A 24769-nucleotide genomic window follows, 5' to 3' on the forward strand; every position below is an offset into this window, starting at 1 on the left:
TAAGTGAAAGGGAATATCTAACAAGATACGAGGTAATGCAGTTAGTTAGTAATCTGAACAAGTTAGATGTTCATAAATTTATGACGATACTGGAAGTTGTTAGACCAGAGCAAAAACTGTATAAGACTAGATTAATACTTGATACAGTAAAATACACAAGGAGAATACAAAATGACTAGAGAAGAAGCGTTACAAAAATTACAAAATTTCTATAATTGGTATAATGATGACGAGTTTGATTTTGATAAAGAAAAAGAAATCAAATACGATAATGATTTAAAAAATATAATTGAGTATTTAAGGCAACCTACTAAATTAGCAGAGTTTTTAGGTTGGGAGGAAAATGAAATTTATATTCTTTTTAATCTTCCATATATGGTTAAAGATGATGAACTTTGCTTTTTAAATAATGAAAATGAATGGCGAACAGTTAATTGTTATAGAACTTTAACAGAAATTAAACAACGAGCTAAAAAGGTCGAGCTTAAAAAGTTCGAGTGTAAAAAGTATTATTTGAAATTGAAAAAAGAATATGAAAGATTTATTGGCAAACAAACGGAGTTCACTTTTCTTAATTATGGAGAACTTAGGAAAATATACTTTTTGGGTAGTGATAAGTACGATATACTTGATATTCAGGTACAATTTACAGATGAAGAAATAAAAAATATCAAGTTACCAGAGCCTTTAACGATTGATATGTTTGATAAAATTGAGGTGGAGTAGATGAGCGTTATAGCGAAAGAATGCATTGTTGGTTACTATGATAAAGATGGAGAATATAATGAAATTGAATTAAAACAAAATAAAGAATATACTATTTCTTTTAAAGCAAAATTAGAACATACAGATGGAGATTTACTAATATTTAATGCTCATAATTGTATAGAAATAAGTGTTGATGATATCACAGGAATAAACGAGGTGGAGTAGATGAGAGATATAGAAGATTATATAGATGAATTAGAAGATTTAGCTTGGAGCAATGCAGATAGCTATAAAATAAATGAAGTTAGAAATAAAATCACTGAATTATTAAGTAATACAAGGCAAGAAGATTTTAGAGATTGGATAGTTGATAATTGGAGTGAAGTTGAGGAAAGTATATTAAAGGCTATGGTTAAATATTCTAAACAAAAACCATTTACGGGGAGAGAGTTTCAATTAAGGGATATTGTGGACAGGAATGAGCTGAAAGATGAAATTTCGGAGAACTTAAAAAAAGGAATTTTAAATGTAATAGATACTTATAGGGAATAGGAGGTAATAACAAATGAAATTAATAGATATAATATTTTTATTTTTAGGTGGAATAGCACTAGGAATGGCATCTGGGTTTATTCTTGAAAAAATATATTGGGATATTCATTTTAAAAAGCAAGAAAAAATAAGGCGAAAAGAAATAGAACGAAAGCACTTAATAATAGATATAGCAAACGAAGTGGAGAGGAGAATTGTAAATGATAAAAAGGAAAGTTGAAGAATATTTAGGGAAAAATGTTCTTGTAAAAGTAGGAAAAGATGAATATATCGGAGTTTTAGAAAAAGGAACAGGATATGAAACGGGATATTATCATTGTAAAGGCGATAAGAGAGAACATCACTGGTTCAGGAGTTCGCATATAAATTTTATAACATATATATCATTTAAAGATATGTTAAGTGAGTCTTTAAATGATATGTTAAGTGAGGCATAGTAGATGAGAACAATTAGAAAAGACTTAATTGACGAAATAGTGGTAGAAATCAATTTATATAAAAAAAGCGACAAAAGATTAAATATGAAGCAAAGAGAAAAAATGTTAAAGAAAGTAGGATTGAATTTTAAAAAGCCACAAGTTATTTATTTAAGTGGTAAAATCTCAGGAGATAAGAATTACAAAGAAAAATTTGAAAAATACAAAAAGAAATTCACTGCAGAGGGATATATAGTTTTAAATCCTGCTGAAATAAGTTTACCAGAATACTCAAACAGTTGGTATCAATATATGATGGTTTGTTTAAATCTTTTAAAAAATGCAGATATAATTTTTTTACTAGATGATTACAAAGATAGTACTGGAGCATTAATTGAATTAGAATTCGCAAAGAAAATGAATAAAACAATTTGGTATTATGAAGAGAAAGAGAGGTTAAAAATCGTTGGATATAATTACTAGAATGATTTTAAGTATATTATTAATAACAATAGTATATTTTTTAATAGGAGTTTGGGTAGGGGCAAAACAAAAGAATAGTAACGAAAAAGAATCGGATTTTATTAAAGCAATGGGAACGGTGCTAGGAACTAATATAATACTTATTGCTTTGCTAGGAATGATTAAAGCGATAATATATCTTTTTAAGATATTATTTTAGGAGGGATTATGGGTGTATTTACTAAAAGTGTTGAAGAGGATTTGAGGTTATATCCTTTACTTGAAGAGGCTATTCAAAATATAAATGACGAATTGGAATGGATTGAAAACAAACTAGAGGGTGTTGGAAGTTCAAATCCGTCAGCATTTAGAAGTGGCGGTTCAGATTATAATATTGTTGAAAACAGCAGAGCAGAATTAATTACAAAAAAAGAGAAGTTAGCCGATATTTTAAAAGCAAACGAAAAAGAATATATTTTAATAAAAAGGGGATTTAAATATTTAACAGATGAGCAATTAGAATATATTAAATTAAAATATTTTGAAAATAAAAGTTTAAGGGAAATAGCAAGATTAAAATATACTAATAAAAATGATGTTGCAAGTAAACTAAACAAAGCACTTAATAAAATAATTTATACAAGATACGGAAAAGCAAAATAAGGACAAAATAGGGACAAAAAAGCCTAAAATATGTGATATAATATTAGTGTAAAGTAATATAAAGAGCAGACAAGAATTGAGTTTTATAGAACTCACCTCCGAAGACTTAATATAACGCAAACAGAAGAGAGCAACAACAGTTGTTCTCTTTTGGTTTATAAATAAAAAAATTTAAAAAATCTTTAAAAAATACTTGACACGTGCTTAAACACGTGTTATAATATGTATAACAAATAAAGAAAAGAGGTTTTTAAAATTGAACAAAAGAGAGTTGATAAAAATTTTAAAAAAGAACGGCTTTAAACAAATACCAAAAAGAGGTAAAGGAAGTCATGAATGTTGGATAAAAGATGATATACTTTTAACTATACCAAAGCCAACAAGGTCAGATTATGACAAAGGAACATTAGACTCAATATTGAAAGATGCAGGGCTAAAAAAATAGTCCTGCAAAAAATCAATTTTAAAAACGACATAAATTATAAAATATTAGGAGGGGAAATCATGAAAAAAGGAGCGAGAACATATATTGCACTTTTTAAATTTAATGATGGAGTTTATACAATTACATTTCCGGATTTAAAGGGAGCAATAAGTGAGGCAGGAAGTATCGAAGAGGCTATCAGTAATGCTAAAGACGTTTTAGAAGTATGGCTTTTGAATGCTGAAGATTATAGTATAGATATTCCAGTTTCAAAAAGTTTCAAGGAATTAGAAAATTTAGCTACTGGAGAAAAAGATTTTATTCAGTATATAACTGTTGATTTAGATTTGGCAAGAAAAAAAGAAGATAATAGAGCGGTAAAAAAGACGTTGACTATACCGAATTGGTTAAATGAATTAGCGATAAATAATAATATAAATTTTAGTTATATACTGCAACAAGCTCTAAAGAAAGAATTAAATGTTAATTAATAATTAAATATCAATCAATTAAGGCATCTAGTAAGGTGTCTTTTTTGTTGCGATAAAAAGGAACAAAATGAAAAACTTTTATCAAACTAAAAATTGGATAGAGAAAAGAAAAAGGATATTAAGACGTGATGGATATATGTGTATGTGCTGTAAGAGGTATGGGAAGACTACTCAAGCTACAACAGTTCATCATATATATCCTTATGAACTATATCCTGAATTAAAATTAAATAGTTTTAATTTAATTTCACTTTGTGAAAAGTGCCATAATGAGATGCATAATCGCAAAAATCACGAATTAACAGAAAAAGGAAATTTGTTAAAAAAACATATCCCCCCTCTAAAAACTTTATTAAAACAAAGTCCATAAAAACGGTGTCAAAAACTTTTTATATACAAAGGCATTTTTCAGAAAAGGGGGAATGGCTAAAAATACACGTTTTAAAATGTGTATTTTTTTATGCATAAAAAATATTAATAAAATTTGAAATTTCAAAGAAATCTTAAATTTTAAGCATACAAGATTTTTTGAAAAATTTATATAAAAAAATTAAAGAAAAGTTGTAAATTTTTGATTAAAAATATATATATTTTTATCAAAAAAAGATATAAAAATGGAGGGATAAATTTGCAAATTGAGAAAATAAAAATTGAAAATTTGAAAGAGTATGGTAATAATGCGAAAATTCATACTGAAGAGCAAATTAATCAAATTTGCGAATCTATAAAAAGGTTTGGGAATAATGACCCGATAGCGATTGATGAAAATAACATAATCATAGAGGGACATGGTCGTTTATATGCTCTTAAAAAGTTAGGCTATAAAGAGGTTGAAGTTATAAGGCTTTCTCATTTGAATGAACAACAAAAGAAAGCATATATTTTAGCACATAATAAATTAACGATGAACACAGATTTTGATTTAGATAAATTGAAATTAGAATTGCTAGATATAACAGAGTTTGATATGTCAGAATTTGGTTTTGAAGATTTTGAAATGGAAGATGGAATTGAAGAAACGGAAGAACAACTTGAAGAGGTTTTGAGTTCAATTGACGAAAATAAAAAAGTCGATATTCAGTTGGGAGATATGTTTCGATTAGGAAATCATATTTTAATGTGTGGAGATAGTTACAATAAAGTTGAAGTTTTAAAATTAATTAATAATAAAAAAATAGATTTACTTTTAACTGATCCACCATACAACTTAAACTATTCCGGGGGGGGTTGCTTTGAAAAAAGCACAAAAAAAGTTAAGGAAAGAATAAAGGATATTATAGATTTTGATGTAGAAAATTTAAGATATATAAAACATTTTGATATAGGAAGTTTTTATTTTTTTACATCAAAAGATTCAATAAAAGATTATTTAAATTTATTTTCAGAATATAAATTTAATATTCTAACTTGGAATAAAAACAATGTTATTCCAATGGTAAATAATAATTTTTTACCAGATACAGAATATATTTTATATTTCTATAAAGATAAAAGAATTTGGAATAATGGGTTAAAACCCATTGATATATACAAAAAATATTATATATCAAGTATTCAATCAGGAAAAGTTTCAGCAGGAGGCAACCTTCATCCTACAATAAAGCCATTGGAACTCATAAAAAATAAAATTTTAATTTCAAGTAATGAAGATTCAATTGTTTTAGATTTATTCGGAGGTTCAGGAACAACGTTAATAGCCTGTGAAGAATTAAATAGGCAATGTTTTATGATGGAGTATGACCCGACTTATGTTGATGTAATTATAAAACGTTGGGAAAACTTAACGGGAGAAAAAGCTATAAAATTAAACTAAAGGAGGTGTGGTATGGAATTTAAGAAAGTAAAACGAGATTTAATCAAAAAAATGAAAAGCGTAGGAACTTATGACAAGTCTTTTGATGAAATAATAAATTTAACTGCTAATATATTGATTGATTTAGAAACTGCAAAACAAAACTTTGAAAGTTCAGGTTCTAAAATGGTTGTTATGCATACAAATAAAAATGGCAGTAAAAATTTAGTTAAAAATCCTTTTTATTTATCAATCGAAAAATTAAGAGATGATAGCATTTTATATTTGAGAGAACTCGGACTTACACCGACAGGGCTTAAGAAAATAAAGAATACAATAGATTTAGAACCACAAGAGCCGAGCAAATTAGATTCCATACTCGCAGGACTTGGATAAAATCAATGATTTGGATAAAATTAATGACTTAGAAGTTTTAAATTTTATAAATGGAATAGAAAGTGGTTCTAAAATTGTAAATGAAGAGCAAAAGCAAATGATTGCTCGTTTTAAAAAAGACTTAGTAAATGAGCACTATGAATTTAAAGTTGAAGAGGCTGAATTTGTTATAAAACTTATACAAGGTACGATAGTGAATGTTCAAGGAGAGGATATTAGAGGAGTACCCTTAATGAGAAAACCTTTAAAATTAATACCTTGGCAAAAGTTTTGCATATATAATATATTAGGTTTTTATCATAAAGGCACGATATTAAGGCGATTTAAAGAAGTTTTTATATTCATACCTCGTAAAAACGGAAAAACAAGTTTTATCGGCTCTTTAGCGTGGGCATTGGGAATACTTAGTAGAAAATCGGGAACTAAAATATACATTGTTGGAGACGTTTTAAAACAATCATTAGAAAGTTTTGATTTTATAAAAAAGAATATCGAAGAAATGGGAGAAACTAAAAATTTTAAAATTAGAGATAACTCATTCGGGCATACAATCGAAAGAAAATTCGCTGATGGCTTTATGAAAATAGAGGCTTTAGCAGGTAATTCGGATAGTCAAGACTCGCTGAATAGTAATATACAAATATGTGATGAGTTACACGCATACAAAACTCCAAAAAAATACAATGTAATTAAAGAATCGGGAAAGGCTTATGCTAATAAATTGTGCATCGGGATTTCAACTGCAGGGGATAATGTGAACTGGTTTTGTGGGCAAAGAGTTAAATATTGTCAAAAGGTATTATCCGGACAACTTGTAGATGAACAGTTATTTATTTTTATAGCAAAAGCAGACAACGAAAAGAAGTATGATGATGAAATAGAAATCATAAAAGCTAATCCGTCCGTTAACGAAACGATAAGTCTTGAAAGCTTAAAAAATGATGCATACCAGGCAAGAAATGACCCTCAGCAAAGAAAAGACTTTTTAGCAAAATCATTAAATATATTTACAAATAGTGTTAAAGCATATTTTGATATATCAGAATTTTCAAGTTCAGATGAAAAATATAACTGGACTCTTGATGATTTACTAAAATTAAATATAAACTGGTATGGAGGAGCTGACCTTTCAAAACTTCACGACCTAACGGCAACTGCTCTGTATGGAAATTATAATGGTGTTGATATTTGTATAACACACGCATTTTTCCCACGAGCTAGGGCTCATATTGTAGCAGAAGAAAATAGCATACCACTTTTTGGTTGGGAAGATGATGGGAATTTAACAATGAGTGATACAGAAACAGTATTATTTGATGATGTAGTCAATTGGTTTTGTATGATGAGAGATAAAGGTTTTAAGATTAGACAAGTCGGCTTTGACAGAAAGTTTGCAAATGAATTTTTTAATAAAATGAAAAAGAAAAAATTCAAGATGATAGATGAGCCACAGGTCTATTTCAAAAAATCACAAGGCTTTAGAAGAATAGAAATGAAAGTAAAAAATAAAGAATTTTATTATCTTCATTCACTAGCTTATGAGTATTGTGTATCTAATGTTAAAGCAGTTGAAAAAGTTGATGATGCGGTCCAATATGAAAAAGCAGACCCGACACAAAAAATCGACTTATTCGATGCAAGTGTATTTGCTTGTATGAGAATGATAGAAGACGGAGATAAGACTGCAAATTTAGATAATTGGATAAATCAAAAGTAAAGGAGGTGTGAAATGGGAATTTTTGATAGGTTTAGAAAAAAGGAAAAAAGAGAACAGGATAAAAAGAAAGTTGGTTTTTATATAAATCAAAGGGGAGCTTATGATTTTTATATTGACGGATATACTCCAATCGGAGATAGTCCAGAGTTTGAAACTGCGATAAATAAAATTGCTGATTTAGTTTCTAATATGACCATTCATCTTATGCAGAATACAGATAAAGGAGATATAAGGGTCAAAAATGCACTTGCTAAAAAGATTGATATATCACCTTGTAACTTTATGACAAAAAAAGCTTGGGTTAAATTTATAGTAAAAAATATGATTAAAAATGGGAATGCAGTTGTATTTCCTTTTTTTGATGAAAATGGATATATTGAAAATCTAGTACCAATCAATACAAGAAATATTGATTTTGTATGGGATTATGAAAAACAAGACTATTATATGAACTTTGAGGGAACGAGATATTATTCAGGAGAGTTCATTCATTTTGTTTTAGAACCGGATGAAGAGGAAAGTTTTAAAGGAAGAGGCTATAGAATATCACTCACAGATATAAATGATGCGTTAAAAATGGCTACAGAAACAAAGAAAAGTTTTTTAAAAGGGAAATATATGCCTAACTTAGTTATAAAAGTTGACTCTAACTCGGAGGCTTTAGAAAGTGAAGAGGGAAGAGAACAATTTGAAGAAAAATATCTAACTAGAAAAGAAAATGGGCGACCTTGGATAATACCTGCAGAGATGATGGAAATTAACCAAATAAAACCGCTTACAATTAATGATTTAGCTTTAAATGATAGTGTTGTACTAGATAAAAAGACGGTAGCGAGTATGTTAGGAATACCCGCTTTTTTCTTAGGAGTTGGAAATTTTAACAAACAAGAATATAACAATTTCATTAATACAACTATCATGAGTTTTGGAAAGATTATTGAACAAACTTTAACTAAAGCATTGATATATAGTCCGGATTTATACTTTAGATTAAGTCCAAGGAGCTTATATTCTTATGATATTTCAGAAATAGCAAATATCGGAATGAGTATGTACACAAGAGGACTTGTGTATGGTAATGAAGTTAGAGATTGGGTCGGAATGACACCACTTGATGAACTTAACAAACTTGTAATTTTAGAAAATTACATACCTGCTGACAAAATCGGCGACCAAAACAAATTGAAAGGGGGTGGAGATAATGGAGAAGAGGAGTAGTAACTTAGATTTGCAAATTAGAAGTGAGCCTGAAAGTAATAAAAAAATTATTGAGGGATATTTCATAGTCTTTGATGAAGAGACAGAACTTTATCCCGGATATTTTGAAAAAATTTCAAGAACGGCAATTTCTAATTTAGAAAAAAAAGATATTAGAGCATTAATAAATCACGAAACAGAGCTTGTACTTGGACGAACAATAAACGGAACTTTAAAATTAAGAATAGACCAAAAAGGGGTCTTTGGAACAATAGAAATTAACGAAAAAGACACTGATGCAGTTAATCTTTATGAAAGAGTTTTAAGGGGAGATGTAACTCAATGTAGCTTTGGTTTCTTTATAAACAAAATTGAAGAGGACTGGAGTGATGATGGAGTTTTGAAAACGACATTAACAGATATAGATTTATTTGAAGTTTCGGTTGTAACATTCCCCGCTTACGAGCAAACAAGCGTTAGTGCTAGACAAAGGTTAGAAAATGCAAAAGCAGAAAAACTAAATTCAAGAAAAAAATATTTAAAGGAGAAGTTAAAAAATGTTAAGAATTAAATTACTTAGAAAAAAATTAGAAAACTTAATTGAAGAAAGAGATAGCTTTAATGAAGAGCTTGAAAATTTGAATAAAAGGTCAGAGGAATTAGAAACAGAAATTGATAAGGCAAATGATGAAGAGGCACTTAGAAAAGTAGAAGAAGAGATTGATGAAAACCAAAAGGAAATTGAAGAGCTTGAAAATAAAAAAGCTGAAAAAGAAAAAGAAATTGAAGAAATAGAAAAACAAATTGAAGAACTTCAAAGAAAAGCACCAAAATTTAAAGAAGGAGAAAAAAGAGATATGAATTTAGAAGAAAGAAGAAAGTCTGTAGAGACTTTCATTAGAAGTAAAGGAAATATAAGGGATGATAGCATTAAAACAACAGATGTTGGAGTTTTAATTCCTAAAGATATTTCAAATAAAGTAACAGAACAAAAAAGCAAGGTTATAGACCTTTCTAAATATGTTACAGTTGTTAAAGTAAACACAGGGGCAGGTAAATATCCAATCTTAAAGAAAACAAAAGCTAAATTGTCAACTGTTGAAGAACTAACTAAAAATCCCAATTTGGCAAAACCTGACTTTTTAGAAGTTGACTGGAAAGTAGATACTTACAGAGGAGCTATTCCAATTTCACAAGAAAGCATTGATGATTCAGAAGTTGATTTATTAGGTTTAATTGAAAGACAAGCTGAAATTCAAAAAATAAATACAAAGAATTTCAAAATTGCAGAAATTTTAAAAACATTTACTTCTAAAGAATTTACAAAATTAGACGAAGTAATCACTTTATTAGATGTTGATTTGGATATAGCTTATAGCAGAACAGCTATCATGACTCAAACATTCTTTAACAAATTACACATTATAAAGGACAAAATGGGAAGATATATGTGGGATACAAGCCTTATTTCAAATAGTCAAAACGAATATATCCCTGTTGAAATTGAAATCGTACCTGATGAACTTTTAGGAAATAAGGGAGAGGCAAAGGCATTTATCGGAGATGTAGAAAGTGCAATTTTATTAACTGACAGAAAAGATTTATCAGTAAAATGGTTAAATCACGAAATCTATGGAGAATATTTACAAGCAGGTTTAAGATTTGGAGTTACTAAAGCTGATACAGAATCAGGGTTCTTTGTAACTTTAAATTTAGCAGAGGTTTAAAAATAAAAAAAGATATTCACTGAGCACAAAATTGAGCTCAGTGAATTATCTCAAAAAAGGAGTAAATTATGTATAAAGTAATACACGATTTTGTAGATAAAGATGGTATTTTTTATAACATTGGAGAGTTCTATCCATTTTTCGCAATAGAAGTTGATGAAAAACATATAGAATATCTTTTAAGTGAAAAAAATAAGCTAAAAAAACCGGTTATAGAAGAAATAAAAAACGAAACGGAAGACGTGGAGATAGAAGATGGAAATACTTCAGATAGTGAAGAGTAAACTTGGAATATCTTCAAATGTTAGAGATACACTTTTAAATCACATTATAGATTCAACAAAAATTGAACTACAAGAAGAACATAATTTAATTACAGGAGAAGAAGATACAGATTTAGTATCTTCTTTTTTGATTGATTATGTATGCTTTAAGTATCAAAACAGAGATTATAAAGGAGTGCCTCGTTACTTACAATTTAGATTACACAATTTAAAAGTAAATAGGCTAAAGAAAAAATAATGAATACTTTTGATTATGAAATTTCTTTAATCAAAGAAATTATTACAAAAAATAAATACAAGCAAGAAAAAATTGAGCGTCAAGAGAAAAAAGTTTTAGCGATAAAAAAATCAGTTGGAAGAGATGATTTTTTTAAAGGGAAAAACGTTGATTTACAGCTTGATATTACTTTAGTTATAAATGAGTTTGAATATGAAGATGAAAAAGAACTTATATTTGAAAACAAAAATTATAAAGTTGTTAGAACTTATAGCAGAAATGACGGTTTAATAGAACTTACTTGTGAAGAGGTCAAATTAGTCTAATGAAAGTAACGGATTTTGAAAAAGCTGTTAATGATATTTTAAAAGCAGAAATCGGCTTAGTAAATGATAAAGTTCGTGAAATTGCTGGTAAGGTAGCAAAAGAAACAGTACAAGATTTAAAATCATCTGCACCAATTAGGACAGGAAAATATCGCAAGTCTTTTAGAATTACTGAAAGTGAGTATGGAACGCCTATTGTTCACTCAAAAAAGCATTATCGACTTACACATTTACTTGAGTTTGGACACGATATTATAAAAAACGGAGTTAGAGTTGGAAGAACGAGAGGAATAATTCACTGGGCAAATGCTGAAGAAAAAGGGATTAGAGAGTTTGAAAAAAGAATAAAAGAGGCAATTGAAAATGGATAAAATTTTAGAGATATTTGAAGAGTTAAAAATGGAAATTCGATATATAAATACTAAAGAACATTTAAAAGTGCCTTATGCGATTTATCATAGACTAAAAGACGCGAAGATTTTTGCAGATGATAAAATTTATTGTAAAAGGTTCAATGTTAATGTTGAAATATATTTTAGTGATTTAGAAAAAGAAAGAGAATTTGAAGAAAAACTTGAAAGAAAATTAGAAGAAAATAGATTTGGATTTATTAAAAGTGAAGATATTACAATTAATGAAGAAGTCTATTTAGTTAATTATGAAATAGGAGGCATAGAATAATGGCTGAAAAAGAAAATAAAATTGAATTTGGCGTTGAGAATTTACACTTAGCGATTTTAAAAGATGAAAAAACTTACGAAATACCTGAACACATTTTAGGAACTGTTAATATAAAACTTAATGCTAAAGGAGAATTAAAAACAATTTATGCAGATAATGGTGTATATTTCTCTTTAGCATCAAACAATGGTTATGAGGGAGAATTACAAATTTATAACTTTACTGATGAATTCAAAGAAAAATACTTTGGATTTATAAAAGACGGAAATGGTGTTTTAGTTGAGCCGAGCGTTTTAAATCCGAAACCGGTAGCAATGGCATTTAAAATTCTAGGAGATGAAAAAGACAGGGCTTCTGTTTTATATAACTGTACATTTGAAAAACCTGATTTCGAATGGAAAACATTAGAAGATAAATTAGATGTACAAGTTATGAAGATAAAATTCAAAGCTACACCTAAGGCTTTTGAAAATTTTGATAAAAAGGTCGTACAATCTTCAACAACTAATGAAGAACTTAAAAAGACTTGGTTTACAAAAGTTTATATTCCATCAAAAGAAAAAACAATAAGTGTATAGGAGGAGTTTATGCTAACAAAAACTATTAAATTTTTTGATAAAGATTTAAAGATAAATACATCGGCGATTATACCGATTAAGTATAATTTTGAATTTCACAAAGATATAAATGATTTACTAAATAAATTAATGACATTCGGTTTATCTGTAAAAAACGATAAAGATAAAAAAGATAAAAAAGATAATTTTAAAAATATGGATTTTAATCTTTTAACAGATAGTATAGAGCTAGCTTATGTAATGTTAAAATATGCAGACAATTCAAATTTTGAGTATAAAGATTATGAAGATTTCTTGTCAAATTTTGAATTTATGGATTTAGCGACAAAATCAGTTGAGATAGTTGGAGAATATATATCTTCTAAAAAGGCGACATATCCACCAAGAACTAAATCAAAAAAAAACAAAATGAAAGGGAGATAACATACTCCCTTTTTTTGCTTAGAATTATGGAATTGGGACTTAATATAAAAGATTTAGAGGAGTTAACTGAAGGTATGATTTTTGATATTATAGACGAAAAAATGATAGATACAGCAGAATATGATGAAGATATTTATTTAGTAAATAACAATGCTAGTTTAGACGACTTCTTCCCGATTTCATAAGTGAGGTGGTAAAATGGCAGGAAGAATTAAAGGTATTACTATTGAGTTTGGGGGAGATACCGTCAAACTTGAGAACGCATTAAAAACTATAAATCAATCTAGTAAAAATGTTCAAAATAAATTAAAGGACATAAACAAATTATTAAAGTTTGACCCGAAAAACTCTGATTTATTAAAACAAAAACAAGAGGCTTTAGGGAAAGCTATTGATACAAGCAAAGAAAAATTAAATAAGTTAAAAGAAATAGAAAAAGAACTTGCAAAAGACCCCGGGCAAAAAGAAAAGTGGGAAATTGTAAAGCGAGAAATTGCTGAAACGGAAAATCAACTTAAAAGCTATAAAGCACAACAAATTAAGTTGAAAGAAGAAATGAGCGTTTTTCACAAAGTTGGAGAACAAGTAACAAAAGTCGGAGACGGATTTGAACAAGCCGGGAAAAAATTATTACCTGTTACAGCGGGGATAAGTGCATTAAGTTATGCGAGTAAAAAGGCTTGGGATGAAGTCGATGAAATGCTTGATATTGTTGTAACCAAAACTGGGGAAACGGGCGATAATTTAAAAGAATTGCAAGGAGTTGCAAAAGAAGTTTTTAAAAGTGAAGTAGCACCGTCAGCAGTTGATGCAGGAAACGCAGTCGGAGAACTTAATACTCGTTTTGGATTTACAGGAGACATATTAAGAGATGCAAGTATAGACTTTTTGAAATTTGCAGAAGTAACAGGGCAAGATGTTAATAGTGCAGTTATAAATGTATCAAGAGCAATGGGTGATGCAGGGATAGATGCAAAAGATTATAAACTTGTATTAGACCAATTAACAGTAGCTGGTCAAAAATCAGGAATTGAAGTTGGAAAATTAACTGAAACATTAACAAAGTTCGGAGCACCTATGAGGCAACTTGGCTTTGATACAAAAGAAAGTATTGCATTATTTGCATCTTGGGAAAAAGCCGGAGTTAATACCGATATAGCCTTTAGTGGTATGAAAAAAGCAATCGGTAACTGGGCGAAAGAAGGTAAAGATGCAAAAGTTGAATTTAGAAAAATGCTTGATGAAATACAAAAAGCACCAACACTTGCAGACGCAACAACAAAAGCAATAGAAGTTTTCGGGCAAAAAGCAGGACCGGATTTAGCTGATGCAATAAAAGGTGGTCGTTTTGAATTTAATGAAATGACAAAAGCATTAGAAGAAGGTGGAGGGTCTTTAGAGACAACTTTTGAAAACACAAGAGACCCTATCGATAAAATGAAACAAGCTTTTAATAATATAAAAGTTACGGGAGCAGAACTTGCAGAGGTTGCTATGCAAGTATTAGCACCTGTTTTTCAGAACTTAGCAAATAAAGCAAAAATGTTAAGTGATTGGTTTTCTAAATTAACAGACAAACAAAAAGAAATGATTGTTAAAATTTTAGGAATAGTCGCAGCGGTAGCACCTGTTCTTATTGTTTTAGGAAAATTAACTCAAGGGATAGGCAAAACGATAGATTCTTTTAGTAAAATACATTCAACGATTTCTAAATTATCAAGTGTCGGTTCTAAACTTAGAGGTGGAATAACAAGAATATTTGCTCTTGTTAAAGCACATCCTTTCGTAGCGATAGCAGTCGCAATCGCTGCACTTGTTGCAGGACTTATTTATGCTTATAAAAATTGTGAAAAGTTCAGGAATATAGTTGATAAGGCTTTTAAAGTATTAGCTAAAACATTTGAAAGTTTTATGAAAGTAGTAACTAAAGGTTGGGATGTGATAAAAACAGCGTTTCAAGTTGCTTGGAATACAGTCATAAATCCGATAATAACATGGATAGGGCAAAAAATACAAGGCTTAAAAGAGTCTTTTAATAGCTTTAAAACGAATTGTGTAAATATATTTAAAACAACATGGAATGTAATAAAAACAGTTTGGGATACGTTTTGGGCAGTATTTGAATCTGTTTTTAAAGTAGCTTGGGAAGTTTTAAAAGTTGCTTTTGAAACAACATTTAATTTTATAAAAACTATCTTCACTACAGTATGGAATAAGATAAAAACAGCTTGGGATGTATTCTGGGCGGTCTTTGAGCCAATTTTTAAAACAGCTTGGGAAGTTTTAAAAGTTAATTTTGAAATAACGTTTAATGTTATAAAAACTATTTTCACGACCATTTGGAATAATATAAAAATTGTATTTGAAACAATTTTAGGAGTTATAAAAGGAATTTGGGATATATTTGCAGGAATATTTACTGGAGATTGGAATAGAGTTTGGGAAGAAATAAAAGGAATATTCTCATCAATTTGGAATGGGATAAAAAATTTGTTTTCAAATCTGTTAAATGGAATGTGGGATTTAGCAAAGAATATATTTAACGGTTTAGTCGGCTCTGTGAAATCAATTTTCGGACAAGTTCCGGGTGCGATTTCAGATATTTGGAATGAAGCGGTTGAGTTTTTAGAAAGTATAGATTTAGTAGGCATAGGCGAAAATATAATTCAAGGACTTATAAATGGGATTGGTTCAATGGGAGGAGCGTTAGTCAGTGCTGCAAGAAACATAGCAAATAGCTTTATAGGTTCTATTAAATCGTTCTTTGGTATAAACTCTCCCTCAAGAGTTATGGCAGGATTTGGTGTCAATATAGGAGAGGGACTTGTTAATGGTGTTGATGAAATGCAAGATAAAGTAAATGAAAGCGGTAAGCAAATTTCAAATGCTTTTACAAAAGGATATGAAGAAAGACAAAAGAACTTCAAAAACAAAATAACAGGAACTTATGACTTAAGTGCTAATAGTAATGTTTTATCTAAATTCAATCAAGCGATACAAGAGTTTAACAATCTAAAAAATAACTTAAATATAACAGTTGTTTCAGAGCTTGACGGAAAAGCAATAGCAAAAGGCACTTGGAAATATACAGATGGTTATCAAGGAATGAATATGAAAAGATTAAGGAGTGTTAAAGCGTAATGGATATAAAAGAATTAAAAACTAAATACAATGTATTAGAATTTACAATCAATTATAAAAATTCAGATTACACTCCTGAATTTTTTAAAAACCGATTAAAATCAAGTGAAGAAAACTTTTATAAAATAGATATAAATTGCTTTTTAGAAGTTAATGACAATTTGATTTTTAATGTAAATAGATTAAAAGAATTATTTAAAAATATAACACTAACAGATGATGAAAAAGAATATGATGTATTTTTAGACAGTTGTTCTGACATAGAAGTTGAAGAGGATAGCATTATACTTGTAACTTTTTCTTGTAACGGAAAAATTTTTAGAAAAAGAGTAAAAAGAAAAATGCAAACTGGAGAAAAAATTGTATTTAATTCTGTTAGAGATATAAGGTTAAATTTTTCACTTAGTCCAACAAACGAAGTTTCTGAAAAGAAAGTAATATTAAATCAATTAACTTTTACATTTAACACAAAAACTGGTTTTGAAATAAATTCGGAAAAAGGTAAAATAAAAAATTTAATAAAATGGGATTTTTATGAGTTTCCAAAAAGCAAAAATAAAGAATTTATTTTAAATTTATCGGGAATTGAAGAAGTTAATATTGATTATAGAGAGGAGTTATAATTATGATTTTAAATTTTTTTAAAACTAAAAATAAACTTCTTGAAAAAGATTGTAAAATCACATATCAGTATGACGGATTGATAACTTTAGAATTTGAAAAAGACGAAGATGAAGAGGTTCTATGTGAAGAACCTTTTTTCATCTCTAACGAAAATCAATTCATAGTAAAAAATATTGATGAAAATACAATAACTTGTGAGCTTGATTTCACAAGTTTAAAAAAAGATTTTTTTGTCGGAGAAAAGAAGTTTGATTCTTTAACACTTAACGATATATTACATCAGCTTTTAGATAAAGTTAATTGGACTATAAGAAATGCACAATCAATAAAATCAAGAAGAACTTTAGAGGTCGAAGATGAAAGTTTATTAAGTGCAATTTTTAAACTTGAAAAGTTATATGATTGTACTTTTGAATTTGATTGTAAAAACAAAATCTTAACAGTAGTGGATGAGGGAAGAAAGAGAGATTATAACATTTCTAAAGATATAAATTTAGAAGATTTTATAATCAAAAAAGACACTTTCGAACACTATACAAGAATTTATGGTTTTGGAAAAGACAATATGACTTTTGAAAGTATCAATGGTGGAAAAGAATATGTTGAAAATACAAAATATAATCAAAATATAATACCTGCAGTTTTTCGTGATGATAGATTTACAGATAAATTGAATTTAAAAAAGCATTGTGAAGAGCTTTTAGAAAAATATTCTAAACCTTTAATTGAGTATGAATTGTCTATCGTAGAATTGGACGGCATAAAACTAAAACTTCACGATATAGTTACTTTTTTAAACCATAAAACAAAAAGAAAAGAAGAGCATAGAATTATAGAATATACAAGATATACTGAAGATGAAACAAAAAGCGAAATCAAATTTATAAATAGAGCGACAAATTTATCTGAATTTATAACACATCAACAAGATACAATTACAACAGAAATTCAAAAAGAAATTGGTAAGTATGATTTTAAAACAAAATTTGATGAAGATATAAAAAAAGCAACAGCAAGATTTGAAAAACTTTTGCTATTCGGTCATAAAATTGAAACAGAAAACGGAACTTATTATGTTGACCAACTTCCAAAAGAAAACGCAAAAAATGTCCTCAGAATTGGACTTGGTGGAATAATGGGAAGTTCTAATGGTTGGGACGGACCATATTCTTTATCGATAGGAAATGACGGAAGTATCAATGCGGATAGAATTTTAACAGGCTTTTTAGATGTTGACAGAATTAAAGCTAACTCAATAACTGCAGATAAACTAACAGTAAAAGCAAGGGAAGAATTAACAAATGGATTTGTAACGGAAGAACAACTTACAGAATTAAAAGTTAAACAAAATGAAATTGAAACTTTGATTTCAGAAACAACGGCTATTATTGAAAATTTAATAAAAAACAAAACTGTAACGGTAAATAAAAATAATTCTTTTAAAGAGGTTATTAATTTAGAAAAAGGAAAGGCATATAATTTTAAATTTTCAAGTAAGGGTAATTGTGAGGTTTATGTAGTCTTTACATATAAAGATGATAAAAGACGTTATAAATATAAATATCCTAAAAAGTTTATTGATAAAAGGCTGATAGGTGGGAAGTATTCATCAACTTTTTATTCTAATCATATATTGTCTTTTAAAGTGCCTGAACAATACAAAGAAAGTTATATAATCTATAAAGGTATTGAAGATAGCGAAATAAAAGATATTTCATTGGGCGAACACATTGGTCAATATAATGCAGATAGAATAACACGTTTAAAGCAAGATTTAGACGGCTTTAAATTAACGGCTGAAAATAACATAAATAAGGTTAAAAGTGAATTTAATGTAAAAGCTGATGAAATAAGTAGTAAAGTTAAAAATGTTGAGAATAAAATTTCAACTGAAATAGCACAATCGACAAACGAAATAAAATCAACTGTTAAAGAGATGAAAGAGGATTTAAAGCAATTTAAAAATCTTTGTAAAGAAAGCACTAAAGAAATAAACGGTAATGATATATATTTTGATTGTGAAAAGTTGTTAAAAGGTCAAAAATACAAGGTTGTTTTTAAAGCTAAAGATATACAAAATAATGCAGATTACAAAGTATATAATTCAGATATGAATTATAGAAAAATATCAGAAAATAACGCTTGGGTTTTTACTCCTAGTCAAGATATAACACAGCTTAATCTTTACAACGGTGGTGGTAGCAATCCAAAAGCCAATATATATGATGTGCAGATATTTAAGCTAAATGATGACCCTAGACTTGAAGAATTAAAGTCGGAAATAAAGCAAACGTCAACAGAAATTAGCCTAAAAGTTTCTAAAAAAGATATTGTTTCAGAAATCAATCAATCAGCTGAAGGTGTAAAGATAAGAGCTAATAAAATTGAACTTGACGGAGATGTTATAGCAAATAAGCTAACATCTAAAAGACTGTATGGAAACTATATCGACGGAGCTGTAATAAACGGTGGAATTATAAAAATAGGGAATTATGGATATTTTAGACCGAATTCAAGTGGTTTTGTTGCAGTCGCTCCTAGAAACAAATATGCAGATGACGGGATAGGAATGCAATTAAGTGGTAACGACGATAGTTCCCCAAGTGGAATTTTTCTCTTTGAAAGTAACAATATATCTCAAGGTGGTTCACACGATATATCACAAAAAGAGTTATTAACTGTATGGGGTGCAAATGCAATGGCTTTTAAGTATAATGGTCGTTGGCAAAAAGAAGGAAAGGCAGTTTGTACAAATAAATACAGGAACTCTGTAATTAGTTTTAGCAACGTCAATATGTATGCGGTAGCTTCAATTTGCTATGGAGATGACGGCGAACTCTATTTTGATGACGGAACGGAAGGCGCAACTCACGGTTGGTTTGTAAAAGTTGATAGAAGTTATTCAGATATAAGACTTAAAAAAAATATAAAGATTTGTAAAGAAAGCGGACTTGATTTAATCAAAAAAATAAATTTTAAATCTTTTGCTTGGAAGAAAAAAGCTAAACGAAAGCAAAAAAAATATACTAAAATAGGTATTATAGCACAAGAGTTGGAAAAGATTGATGATAGTTTAGTTTATACAGAACCTAACGGGACAAAATGTATTGATGATTTTAGACTTTTGGCAGTTACTACAAAAGCAGTACAAGAATTAAGTAAAAAAGTTGAGGAGCTTCAACTTAAAATAAAGCAATTAGAAGAAAGGTAGGTACAATATGAGTAAAATTACACATATTATAGCAACGAAATTTGGTGGAGAATGGGACATTAGAGCAATGAGAGATGATTTTCAAGAAATCAAAACTAATGTAAAAGATGAATTTAAAGAAAATTTTGAAAGTTTTGTAAACTCTTTAGAAGAAATTAAAACTGAAAAAGAAATTGAAAATGAAATGAAAAACGAGTTATTAAGTAAGATAACTGAAAATTCAAGTGATGAAGAAAAGTATAAAAACTTAAAATTCTATGATAAGTGGCAAGACAGAAAGAGATATAAAATAGGTGCTATTGTAAAACAATTTGTAGCTAATGAGGAATTTTTATTTAGGTGTAAAAAAGAACACGAAAGCGATTATGGTATAATGCCGACTTTATCGACTGAACATTGGGAAAAGATACCTAACGGAAAAGAAGAACCGCCACGCAATCCACTTTTACCAAAAGAAAAGCCAGACCTTTATAATAATGAAAAAACTTATAAGAAAGGTACAGAGTTAGAAAGCGACAGATATTGTATTTTTAATGACAAAGTTTATGAATATGTTGGAGATGAGCCAGCAGATGGTAAAAGTCCATTTTCTTTTCCACAACTTTGGAAAGAAATAGGTAAATGGCAAGACTAATGAGGGAGTTTATAACTCTCTCTTTTAAGTTAGAAAGGGGGTAGCAAATGGCATTACAACCAATCAATATTAGGGTAAGTGATGATGTCGAAAATTATATAACGGCTGAAATGGACGCTAAAATTTATTCACAGTTAGTCAGCGAGGGAATAGCTAAAGACGTTGGAAATGCTTGTAAGGTAGTAATTGGCGAAAATGATATAAAAATTCAAAATGGACTTTTTAATATTCAAGGTTACTTTGCAAGTATAAAAGATTTTCATAGCATATCAAAACCAGTTCAAAATGATTTTTATGTAAAAGCTAAATTTGTAAAAGGTGTATCTCAAGATGAGTTTACAATTTATACTGATACAAATAAAGATTTAGTTCAACAAGACTTGTTCAACGGTGGTACTATAAGAGAGTTACTTATAGCAGAGGTACGCAATAAAAACGAAGTTACAATGCACAATGTAAATTTATCTTTAGCAGAAATGAGGAACGCTTTACAGAATATCTTAGAAGTTGAAAGTCAAAGAGTACAAGCTGAAAAAGAAAGAATTGAAAAAGAAATAGAAAGACAAAAAAATTCAACACAAGTTATATCAAGAGTTGAGGGACTTATACAAGCTCTATCTCAAACGGATAGCAATTTAAAAAAAGAAGAACAAAAAAGAGTGCAAGCCGAAAATTCGAGGGAGGAAAAAATATCAACTTATACCCAACAACTTGAAGCTTTAAAACAAGTTAAAAACTCAGTTGATGAACTACAAAGAACATTAAACGAGCAAGTGCAGACAGCAACGGGTAAAATTGATGAAATGACAAGACTTAACACTTTATTAACTGAATCGGAAGATAAAAGAAAACTATCAGAAACCGAAAGAGAAAAAAAGATAGCTGAATTTGATAAGTTAGTAAAGAGTTTTGACGGTACTAAAATTTCACAGGAGATAGAATATTTAAAAAGCAATTTAGAACACATACAAACATATGAAATAATGTCATTAAAAGATAGAATGATACCATTAGAAACATTTTTAGCAACCGCGAATGAATCAATACCAATAACACTTTTAACGCAACTTAAACTTTTCTTAGGCGATGATTTAGAAGATTTGAATATTGGTAACGATAAATTTTATGCTTTAAAAAATGTAGATGGAAAGTTATGTATCGTAAGAGGTACAATGGATGAGTTACAAGATTTTACAACAACGCAACAAGGAGGTTAAAATGGCTTTAGAGAAAATAACTATAGCAACAGAAGAAAAACAAGATAAAATTTTACAAGACATTTCTTTAGTAAGTTCAAGTGTAAATCAACTTGCACAAAAAACAGTTGATACTTCAAACTTAGCAGATAAAAGCGATATAGAAAAGATGAAAAATTTAATTGAATATATAAGTGCAAACTCTCTTTTACAAGTAAAAAAAAGTAGCGTTGAAGAAACAAATTGTAAGTATCTTTTGATAGCGATTACAATCAATCATTCAAGTAGTGGTTTTAAATCTATCACAGCGAAAGAAGTATCAGGCGAATCAATACCAAGATATAAATTTCCAGAATATATAAATACTAATTATCATATAACAATAGGTAATTCCTCATTTTACGTGTTTAAAAAATGTATTATTGTAACCGAGTTCCGAATGGACTATTTTGAAAGTGCATTAATGTTAAAATTGTCGGAGTAAAAAAATGGATAAAGATTTTATAATAAATGAACTTGCTTTAAAGATTGCACAGCTTGAAGTTGAAAAAGCATTTTTAAAAAGCGAAAATCAAGACTTAAAAGCAAAATTACAAGAAAAAGAAAAAGATAACGAAGTAAAGGCATAGTATAGCATTAAAAAACAAAAATAATTAAAAATAGGCTATATTTTAAGCTAAATGTTGAAATTTCAATGCTTGAGAAAAGGAAAGGTGATTGAGTTGTGGATTTAAGTACAATATCAATAGTTTTAAGTATAATAGGGAGTACAATTGCTTTAATAAAGATGATAGGTAAACCTATTATGCAAATTTTAAAGTTACAAGAAAAGCAAACAAATGGTATAAGATGTTTGCTTAGAAAAGAAATTTTTGAAATAATAAATCGTGTTACAGAAAGAGGATATATTTTTCAAGATGAACTTGTATCACTTAGAAAACTCTTTATCAATTATAAGGAGTTAAAAGGAAATGGAATAGTAGATAAAATGGTAGAAAGTGCTTTAAGTTTACCATTAAAAAATAAATAATAAGGAGAATGGAAAATATGAAAATTAATTTAAAAGTAAGAATGAAAAATAAGACGTTTGTAATTACAATGCTAACAACTGTAATAGCTTTTATTTATCAAATATTAGCTATGTTTGAAATTGTATCACCTATTAGCAAAGAGCAAGTAACACAAGTTATAATGCTTTTAGTAAATATACTTGTTGGGTTTGGAATTTTAGTTGACCCTACTACAAAAGGTGTATCAGATAGCGAAAGAGCGTTAGGCTATAAAGATTTGGGCGGAAATAAGTAAAATGGTTGCTGAATATATAAAAAGAATGTATAAGGAAGATACAGAGTTATCTGATAAGATTTTTAAAGCAGAAAGAGGACTTAAAACTCTTGATTTAGACAAGAGAGAAAAAGAACTTTTAATATCTCAAGTGCAAAAGATGAAAGCATATCAAGAAGTTTTACAAGCAAGGATAAAATATGCGATTGAAAAAGGAAAGAAATAATATAAGCTGAAAAGTGGTATGTGATAATTAGTTGCATACCACTTTTTAACTAAAGAAGGGGAAAATAACTATGAATAAAAACGACAAAATGATTGGGTGGTTCAAAGAAAGACAAGGCAAAGTAACTTATTCAATGAATAATAGAACAGGTAGTAAGAGTTATGACTGTTCAAGTGCAGTGTATTATGCAGTGTGTGAGGCTTTAGGTTTAAAAGTTGAATATCCAAAGAATACAGCAACTTTACCAGAGTGGCTTTTAAGAAATGGCTTTGAAAGAATTGCTGTAAATAGTGAGTGGACGGCTGAACGTGGAGATATAGTAATTTGGTCTAAACGTAAAGGCGTTGCAGGAGCAGAGGCACATACAGGTATTTTTACAGATAATTCTCATATCATACATTGCAATTATAATGCTAACGGCATAAGCGAAAATACTGAAAATAGCTTGTCAAGTTTATATAATTGGCATTATGAAGTGTTTAGATTAAACGACAACGCCCCTACTTGGCAATCAAATTCCACAGGTTGGTGGTATGAATATTCAGATGGAAGTTATCCGCAAAGTGAATGGGAAAAAATAGACAATGAATGGTACTATTTTGACGAAAAAGGCTATGCTTATCAAAACAAATGGCTTAAGTATGAAAATAATTGGTACTATTTTGATAATAGCTGTAAAATGTGTTTTGGCAAGTGGAAGTACATTCAAGAAACTTGGTATTACTTTGATGATGACGGAATAACTTATCAAAACAAGTGGCTAAAATATAAAGACGATTGGTACTACTTTGATAACAATTGTAAGATGTTGAAAGATACATTTTTCAATGCAGGAAACGAAAGATTTTATGTAAATGGTGAGGGTGTTTGCGATTTGTCTTATACTAAGAAAATCAACAACAAAACTTATGCTTTTGATGATAGAGGAGCTTTGATTGTAAATAAAAAGATTAATGAAAAAGGCGAAATAGAATAGGGGCTATCAAGCCCCTTTTTATTTTTCGAATTTTATTATATTTTCAATATCAAAATTATATTCAGTAGTTGCAAATTCTATTTCTATAAATCCATCTTTTAATTCTTCGACTTCTTCTCTTGTAAAAAATTCATTTTCTATAATTTCTTCAAAAGGAAGAATATCTTCATCTTTATATAAATAAAACTCAACTTTACCATTACAATTTACAAAAGTTTTTAAAATACAATTTTTATTTTCATTAAATACTTCAAATTCACACAATCTATCATTTTCTTTCCAATCAAAATGTGTTCCGTCGTTGCCGTTCATATAACGAATTACACTTTCTTTTTTTAAAATTTCATTTATTTTATCTCTCAATTTAATTAATTGTTCTTTCATTTTCAAAATCCCCTTTCCTTATTGTAATTATATTATAAC

At 28.7% G+C, this 24769-nt stretch carries 35 protein-coding genes; 34 read left to right on the forward strand and 1 reads right to left on the reverse strand.

All coding sequences use genetic code 11. The features are described from left to right. Window positions 1-171: 171 nt before the first annotated feature. The 34 genes from HMPREF3181_RS04325 (at window position 172) to HMPREF3181_RS04490 (ending at window position 24346) form a co-directional block, all read left to right on the forward strand. A complete protein-coding gene (locus tag HMPREF3181_RS04325) occupies window positions 172-726 on the forward strand; it encodes a hypothetical protein (RefSeq protein ID WP_068473515.1) in 555 nt (184 codons plus the stop codon). Next, window positions 727-933 (forward strand): hypothetical protein, encoded by a 207-nt coding sequence (locus HMPREF3181_RS04330; RefSeq protein ID WP_068473519.1) that lies wholly within the window; start codon window positions 727-729, stop codon window positions 931-933. It begins immediately after the preceding gene. Beyond that, on the forward strand, window positions 934-1260 hold the full coding sequence (locus tag HMPREF3181_RS04335; protein ID WP_068473522.1) for a hypothetical protein: 327 nt from the start codon (window positions 934-936) through the stop codon (window positions 1258-1260). Between the two features lie 13 nt (window positions 1261-1273). Next, the gene (locus HMPREF3181_RS04340) at window positions 1274-1480 is read left to right on the forward strand and encodes a hypothetical protein (protein WP_068473525.1); all 207 of its coding nucleotides are present in this window, start codon (window positions 1274-1276) and stop codon (window positions 1478-1480) included. After that, entirely contained in the window at window positions 1461-1697 is a 237-nt protein-coding gene (locus HMPREF3181_RS04345) for a hypothetical protein (protein ID WP_068473528.1), read from the forward strand. The genes HMPREF3181_RS04340 and HMPREF3181_RS04345 overlap by 20 nt, the downstream gene beginning before the upstream one ends. A gap of 3 nt (window positions 1698-1700) precedes the next feature. Then, window positions 1701-2159 carry a DUF4406 domain-containing protein gene (locus tag HMPREF3181_RS04350; protein ID WP_068473531.1) on the forward strand — a complete coding sequence of 153 codons (459 nt, stop codon included), beginning with the start codon at window positions 1701-1703 and terminating at the stop codon, window positions 2157-2159. Between the two features lie 207 nt (window positions 2160-2366). Beyond that, window positions 2367-2801: a hypothetical protein gene (locus tag HMPREF3181_RS04360; RefSeq protein ID WP_068473538.1), complete on the forward strand. Its 435-nt coding sequence runs from the start codon at window positions 2367-2369 to the stop codon at window positions 2799-2801. A gap of 256 nt (window positions 2802-3057) precedes the next feature. Continuing rightward, window positions 3058-3246 carry a type II toxin-antitoxin system HicA family toxin gene (locus HMPREF3181_RS04365; protein ID WP_068473541.1) on the forward strand — a complete coding sequence of 63 codons (189 nt, stop codon included), beginning with the start codon at window positions 3058-3060 and terminating at the stop codon, window positions 3244-3246. Window positions 3247-3305: 59 nt separating this feature from the next. Continuing rightward, window positions 3306-3716: a type II toxin-antitoxin system HicB family antitoxin gene (locus HMPREF3181_RS04370; protein WP_068473544.1), complete on the forward strand. Its 411-nt coding sequence runs from the start codon at window positions 3306-3308 to the stop codon at window positions 3714-3716. A gap of 67 nt (window positions 3717-3783) precedes the next feature. Further along, a complete protein-coding gene (locus tag HMPREF3181_RS04375) occupies window positions 3784-4086 on the forward strand; it encodes an HNH endonuclease (protein WP_068473547.1) in 303 nt (100 codons plus the stop codon). A 258-nt stretch (window positions 4087-4344) separates the two neighbouring features. Further along, on the forward strand, window positions 4345-5529 hold the full coding sequence (locus HMPREF3181_RS04380; RefSeq protein WP_068473551.1) for a site-specific DNA-methyltransferase: 1185 nt from the start codon (window positions 4345-4347) through the stop codon (window positions 5527-5529). A gap of 12 nt (window positions 5530-5541) precedes the next feature. After that, window positions 5542-5904, forward strand: a complete 363-nt coding sequence (locus tag HMPREF3181_RS04385) for a P27 family phage terminase small subunit (protein ID WP_068473554.1) — start codon at window positions 5542-5544, stop codon at window positions 5902-5904. Continuing rightward, window positions 5897-7621, forward strand: coding sequence for a terminase large subunit (locus tag HMPREF3181_RS04390; protein ID WP_231723266.1), 1725 nt, complete (start codon window positions 5897-5899; stop codon window positions 7619-7621). The genes HMPREF3181_RS04385 and HMPREF3181_RS04390 overlap by 8 nt, the downstream gene beginning before the upstream one ends. A gap of 12 nt (window positions 7622-7633) precedes the next feature. Further along, the gene (locus HMPREF3181_RS04395) at window positions 7634-8839 is read left to right on the forward strand and encodes a phage portal protein (protein ID WP_068473557.1); all 1206 of its coding nucleotides are present in this window, start codon (window positions 7634-7636) and stop codon (window positions 8837-8839) included. After that, entirely contained in the window at window positions 8823-9389 is a 567-nt protein-coding gene (locus HMPREF3181_RS04400) for an HK97 family phage prohead protease (RefSeq protein WP_068473560.1), read from the forward strand. Before HMPREF3181_RS04395 ends, HMPREF3181_RS04400 begins: the two co-directional genes overlap by 17 nt. After that, window positions 9376-10545: a phage major capsid protein gene (locus HMPREF3181_RS04405; protein ID WP_068473562.1), complete on the forward strand. Its 1170-nt coding sequence runs from the start codon at window positions 9376-9378 to the stop codon at window positions 10543-10545. The genes HMPREF3181_RS04400 and HMPREF3181_RS04405 overlap by 14 nt, the downstream gene beginning before the upstream one ends. Window positions 10546-10613: 68 nt before the next feature. Then, entirely contained in the window at window positions 10614-10829 is a 216-nt protein-coding gene (locus tag HMPREF3181_RS04410) for a hypothetical protein (RefSeq protein ID WP_068473565.1), read from the forward strand. Beyond that, window positions 10801-11067, forward strand: coding sequence for a hypothetical protein (locus HMPREF3181_RS04415; RefSeq protein ID WP_068473567.1), 267 nt, complete (start codon window positions 10801-10803; stop codon window positions 11065-11067). The genes HMPREF3181_RS04410 and HMPREF3181_RS04415 overlap by 29 nt, the downstream gene beginning before the upstream one ends. Continuing rightward, window positions 11067-11372, forward strand: a complete 306-nt coding sequence (locus HMPREF3181_RS04420; RefSeq protein WP_068473570.1) for a hypothetical protein — start codon at window positions 11067-11069, stop codon at window positions 11370-11372. The genes HMPREF3181_RS04415 and HMPREF3181_RS04420 overlap by 1 nt, the downstream gene beginning before the upstream one ends. Beyond that, window positions 11372-11743: an HK97 gp10 family phage protein gene (locus HMPREF3181_RS04425; RefSeq protein ID WP_068473573.1), complete on the forward strand. Its 372-nt coding sequence runs from the start codon at window positions 11372-11374 to the stop codon at window positions 11741-11743. Before HMPREF3181_RS04420 ends, HMPREF3181_RS04425 begins: the two co-directional genes overlap by 1 nt. Then, window positions 11736-12053, forward strand: coding sequence for a hypothetical protein (locus tag HMPREF3181_RS04430; RefSeq protein WP_068473577.1), 318 nt, complete (start codon window positions 11736-11738; stop codon window positions 12051-12053). The genes HMPREF3181_RS04425 and HMPREF3181_RS04430 overlap by 8 nt, the downstream gene beginning before the upstream one ends. Continuing rightward, on the forward strand, window positions 12053-12631 hold the full coding sequence (locus HMPREF3181_RS04435) for a major tail protein (protein ID WP_068473579.1): 579 nt from the start codon (window positions 12053-12055) through the stop codon (window positions 12629-12631). The genes HMPREF3181_RS04430 and HMPREF3181_RS04435 overlap by 1 nt, the downstream gene beginning before the upstream one ends. A gap of 9 nt (window positions 12632-12640) precedes the next feature. Further along, the gene (locus HMPREF3181_RS04440; protein WP_068473582.1) at window positions 12641-13054 is read left to right on the forward strand and encodes a hypothetical protein; all 414 of its coding nucleotides are present in this window, start codon (window positions 12641-12643) and stop codon (window positions 13052-13054) included. A gap of 198 nt (window positions 13055-13252) precedes the next feature. Then, window positions 13253-16195 (forward strand): phage tail tape measure protein, encoded by a 2943-nt coding sequence (locus HMPREF3181_RS04445; protein ID WP_068473585.1) that lies wholly within the window; start codon window positions 13253-13255, stop codon window positions 16193-16195. Continuing rightward, complete coding sequence (locus tag HMPREF3181_RS04450; RefSeq protein ID WP_068473588.1) at window positions 16195-16818, forward strand: hypothetical protein; 624 nt, start codon at window positions 16195-16197, stop codon at window positions 16816-16818. The genes HMPREF3181_RS04445 and HMPREF3181_RS04450 overlap by 1 nt, the downstream gene beginning before the upstream one ends. Window positions 16819-16820: 2 nt before the next feature. Continuing rightward, window positions 16821-20030 carry a phage tail protein gene (locus tag HMPREF3181_RS04455; protein ID WP_068473590.1) on the forward strand — a complete coding sequence of 1070 codons (3210 nt, stop codon included), beginning with the start codon at window positions 16821-16823 and terminating at the stop codon, window positions 20028-20030. Between the two features lie 7 nt (window positions 20031-20037). Beyond that, on the forward strand, window positions 20038-20664 hold the full coding sequence (locus HMPREF3181_RS04460) for a hypothetical protein (RefSeq protein ID WP_068473593.1): 627 nt from the start codon (window positions 20038-20040) through the stop codon (window positions 20662-20664). A 47-nt stretch (window positions 20665-20711) separates the two neighbouring features. After that, window positions 20712-21881, forward strand: coding sequence for a hypothetical protein (locus HMPREF3181_RS04465; RefSeq protein WP_068473596.1), 1170 nt, complete (start codon window positions 20712-20714; stop codon window positions 21879-21881). Window position 21882: 1 nt separating this feature from the next. Further along, the gene (locus HMPREF3181_RS04470; protein ID WP_068473599.1) at window positions 21883-22344 is read left to right on the forward strand and encodes a hypothetical protein; all 462 of its coding nucleotides are present in this window, start codon (window positions 21883-21885) and stop codon (window positions 22342-22344) included. A gap of 4 nt (window positions 22345-22348) precedes the next feature. Beyond that, window positions 22349-22489 (forward strand): hypothetical protein, encoded by a 141-nt coding sequence (locus HMPREF3181_RS07700; protein ID WP_156435990.1) that lies wholly within the window; start codon window positions 22349-22351, stop codon window positions 22487-22489. 95 nt (window positions 22490-22584) lie between these two features. After that, complete coding sequence (locus HMPREF3181_RS04475; RefSeq protein WP_068473604.1) at window positions 22585-22890, forward strand: hypothetical protein; 306 nt, start codon at window positions 22585-22587, stop codon at window positions 22888-22890. 17 nt (window positions 22891-22907) lie between these two features. Further along, window positions 22908-23165, forward strand: a complete 258-nt coding sequence (locus tag HMPREF3181_RS04480; protein ID WP_068473607.1) for a phage holin — start codon at window positions 22908-22910, stop codon at window positions 23163-23165. A gap of 1 nt (window position 23166) precedes the next feature. Next, a complete protein-coding gene (locus HMPREF3181_RS04485; protein ID WP_068473610.1) occupies window positions 23167-23370 on the forward strand; it encodes a crAss001_48 related protein in 204 nt (67 codons plus the stop codon). 70 nt (window positions 23371-23440) lie between these two features. Then, window positions 23441-24346, forward strand: coding sequence for a peptidoglycan amidohydrolase family protein (locus HMPREF3181_RS04490; RefSeq protein WP_068473613.1), 906 nt, complete (start codon window positions 23441-23443; stop codon window positions 24344-24346). An 18-nt stretch (window positions 24347-24364) separates the two neighbouring features. On the opposite strand, the gene HMPREF3181_RS04495 is transcribed toward HMPREF3181_RS04490, so the two are convergent. Then, the gene (locus tag HMPREF3181_RS04495) at window positions 24365-24730 is read right to left on the reverse strand and encodes a hypothetical protein (RefSeq protein ID WP_068473615.1); all 366 of its coding nucleotides are present in this window, start codon (window positions 24728-24730) and stop codon (window positions 24365-24367) included. Between the last annotated feature and the right edge of the window lie 39 nt (window positions 24731-24769).

Source organism: Parvimonas sp. KA00067 (assembly GCF_001553085.1).
GTDB classification, from domain to species: Bacteria; Bacillota; Clostridia; order Tissierellales; family Peptoniphilaceae; genus Parvimonas; species Parvimonas parva.

What these genes read in the sequence shown, in the direction of transcription:
- HMPREF3181_RS04325 (WP_068473515.1), top strand. Translation starts at nt 172, where the DNA reads ATGACTAGAGAAGAAGCGTTACAAAAATTACAAAATTTCTATAATTGG.
- HMPREF3181_RS04330 (WP_068473519.1), top strand. Translation starts at nt 727, where the DNA reads ATGAGCGTTATAGCGAAAGAATGCATTGTTGGTTACTATGATAAAGAT.
- HMPREF3181_RS04335 (WP_068473522.1), top strand. Translation starts at nt 934, where the DNA reads ATGAGAGATATAGAAGATTATATAGATGAATTAGAAGATTTAGCTTGG.
- HMPREF3181_RS04340 (WP_068473525.1), top strand. Translation starts at nt 1,274, where the DNA reads ATGAAATTAATAGATATAATATTTTTATTTTTAGGTGGAATAGCACTA.
- HMPREF3181_RS04345 (WP_068473528.1), top strand. Translation starts at nt 1,461, where the DNA reads ATGATAAAAAGGAAAGTTGAAGAATATTTAGGGAAAAATGTTCTTGTA.
- HMPREF3181_RS04350 (WP_068473531.1), top strand. Translation starts at nt 1,701, where the DNA reads ATGAGAACAATTAGAAAAGACTTAATTGACGAAATAGTGGTAGAAATC.
- HMPREF3181_RS04360 (WP_068473538.1), top strand. Translation starts at nt 2,367, where the DNA reads ATGGGTGTATTTACTAAAAGTGTTGAAGAGGATTTGAGGTTATATCCT.
- HMPREF3181_RS04370 (WP_068473544.1), top strand. Translation starts at nt 3,306, where the DNA reads ATGAAAAAAGGAGCGAGAACATATATTGCACTTTTTAAATTTAATGAT.
- HMPREF3181_RS04375 (WP_068473547.1), top strand. Translation starts at nt 3,784, where the DNA reads ATGAAAAACTTTTATCAAACTAAAAATTGGATAGAGAAAAGAAAAAGG.
- HMPREF3181_RS04385 (WP_068473554.1), top strand. Translation starts at nt 5,542, where the DNA reads ATGGAATTTAAGAAAGTAAAACGAGATTTAATCAAAAAAATGAAAAGC.
- HMPREF3181_RS04395 (WP_068473557.1), top strand. Translation starts at nt 7,634, where the DNA reads ATGGGAATTTTTGATAGGTTTAGAAAAAAGGAAAAAAGAGAACAGGAT.
- HMPREF3181_RS04400 (WP_068473560.1), top strand. Translation starts at nt 8,823, where the DNA reads ATGGAGAAGAGGAGTAGTAACTTAGATTTGCAAATTAGAAGTGAGCCT.
- HMPREF3181_RS04405 (WP_068473562.1), top strand. Translation starts at nt 9,376, where the DNA reads ATGTTAAGAATTAAATTACTTAGAAAAAAATTAGAAAACTTAATTGAA.
- HMPREF3181_RS04410 (WP_068473565.1), top strand. Translation starts at nt 10,614, where the DNA reads ATGTATAAAGTAATACACGATTTTGTAGATAAAGATGGTATTTTTTAT.
- HMPREF3181_RS04415 (WP_068473567.1), top strand. Translation starts at nt 10,801, where the DNA reads ATGGAAATACTTCAGATAGTGAAGAGTAAACTTGGAATATCTTCAAAT.
- HMPREF3181_RS04420 (WP_068473570.1), top strand. Translation starts at nt 11,067, where the DNA reads ATGAATACTTTTGATTATGAAATTTCTTTAATCAAAGAAATTATTACA.
- HMPREF3181_RS04425 (WP_068473573.1), top strand. Translation starts at nt 11,372, where the DNA reads ATGAAAGTAACGGATTTTGAAAAAGCTGTTAATGATATTTTAAAAGCA.
- HMPREF3181_RS04430 (WP_068473577.1), top strand. Translation starts at nt 11,736, where the DNA reads ATGGATAAAATTTTAGAGATATTTGAAGAGTTAAAAATGGAAATTCGA.
- HMPREF3181_RS04435 (WP_068473579.1), top strand. Translation starts at nt 12,053, where the DNA reads ATGGCTGAAAAAGAAAATAAAATTGAATTTGGCGTTGAGAATTTACAC.
- HMPREF3181_RS04440 (WP_068473582.1), top strand. Translation starts at nt 12,641, where the DNA reads ATGCTAACAAAAACTATTAAATTTTTTGATAAAGATTTAAAGATAAAT.
- HMPREF3181_RS04445 (WP_068473585.1), top strand. Translation starts at nt 13,253, where the DNA reads ATGGCAGGAAGAATTAAAGGTATTACTATTGAGTTTGGGGGAGATACC.
- HMPREF3181_RS04450 (WP_068473588.1), top strand. Translation starts at nt 16,195, where the DNA reads ATGGATATAAAAGAATTAAAAACTAAATACAATGTATTAGAATTTACA.
- HMPREF3181_RS04455 (WP_068473590.1), top strand. Translation starts at nt 16,821, where the DNA reads ATGATTTTAAATTTTTTTAAAACTAAAAATAAACTTCTTGAAAAAGAT.
- HMPREF3181_RS04460 (WP_068473593.1), top strand. Translation starts at nt 20,038, where the DNA reads ATGAGTAAAATTACACATATTATAGCAACGAAATTTGGTGGAGAATGG.
- HMPREF3181_RS04465 (WP_068473596.1), top strand. Translation starts at nt 20,712, where the DNA reads ATGGCATTACAACCAATCAATATTAGGGTAAGTGATGATGTCGAAAAT.
- HMPREF3181_RS04470 (WP_068473599.1), top strand. Translation starts at nt 21,883, where the DNA reads ATGGCTTTAGAGAAAATAACTATAGCAACAGAAGAAAAACAAGATAAA.
- HMPREF3181_RS07700 (WP_156435990.1), top strand. Translation starts at nt 22,349, where the DNA reads ATGGATAAAGATTTTATAATAAATGAACTTGCTTTAAAGATTGCACAG.
- HMPREF3181_RS04480 (WP_068473607.1), top strand. Translation starts at nt 22,908, where the DNA reads ATGAAAATTAATTTAAAAGTAAGAATGAAAAATAAGACGTTTGTAATT.
- HMPREF3181_RS04485 (WP_068473610.1), top strand. Translation starts at nt 23,167, where the DNA reads ATGGTTGCTGAATATATAAAAAGAATGTATAAGGAAGATACAGAGTTA.
- HMPREF3181_RS04490 (WP_068473613.1), top strand. Translation starts at nt 23,441, where the DNA reads ATGAATAAAAACGACAAAATGATTGGGTGGTTCAAAGAAAGACAAGGC.
- HMPREF3181_RS04495 (WP_068473615.1), bottom strand. Translation starts at nt 24,730, where the DNA reads ATGAAAGAACAATTAATTAAATTGAGAGATAAAATAAATGAAATTTTA.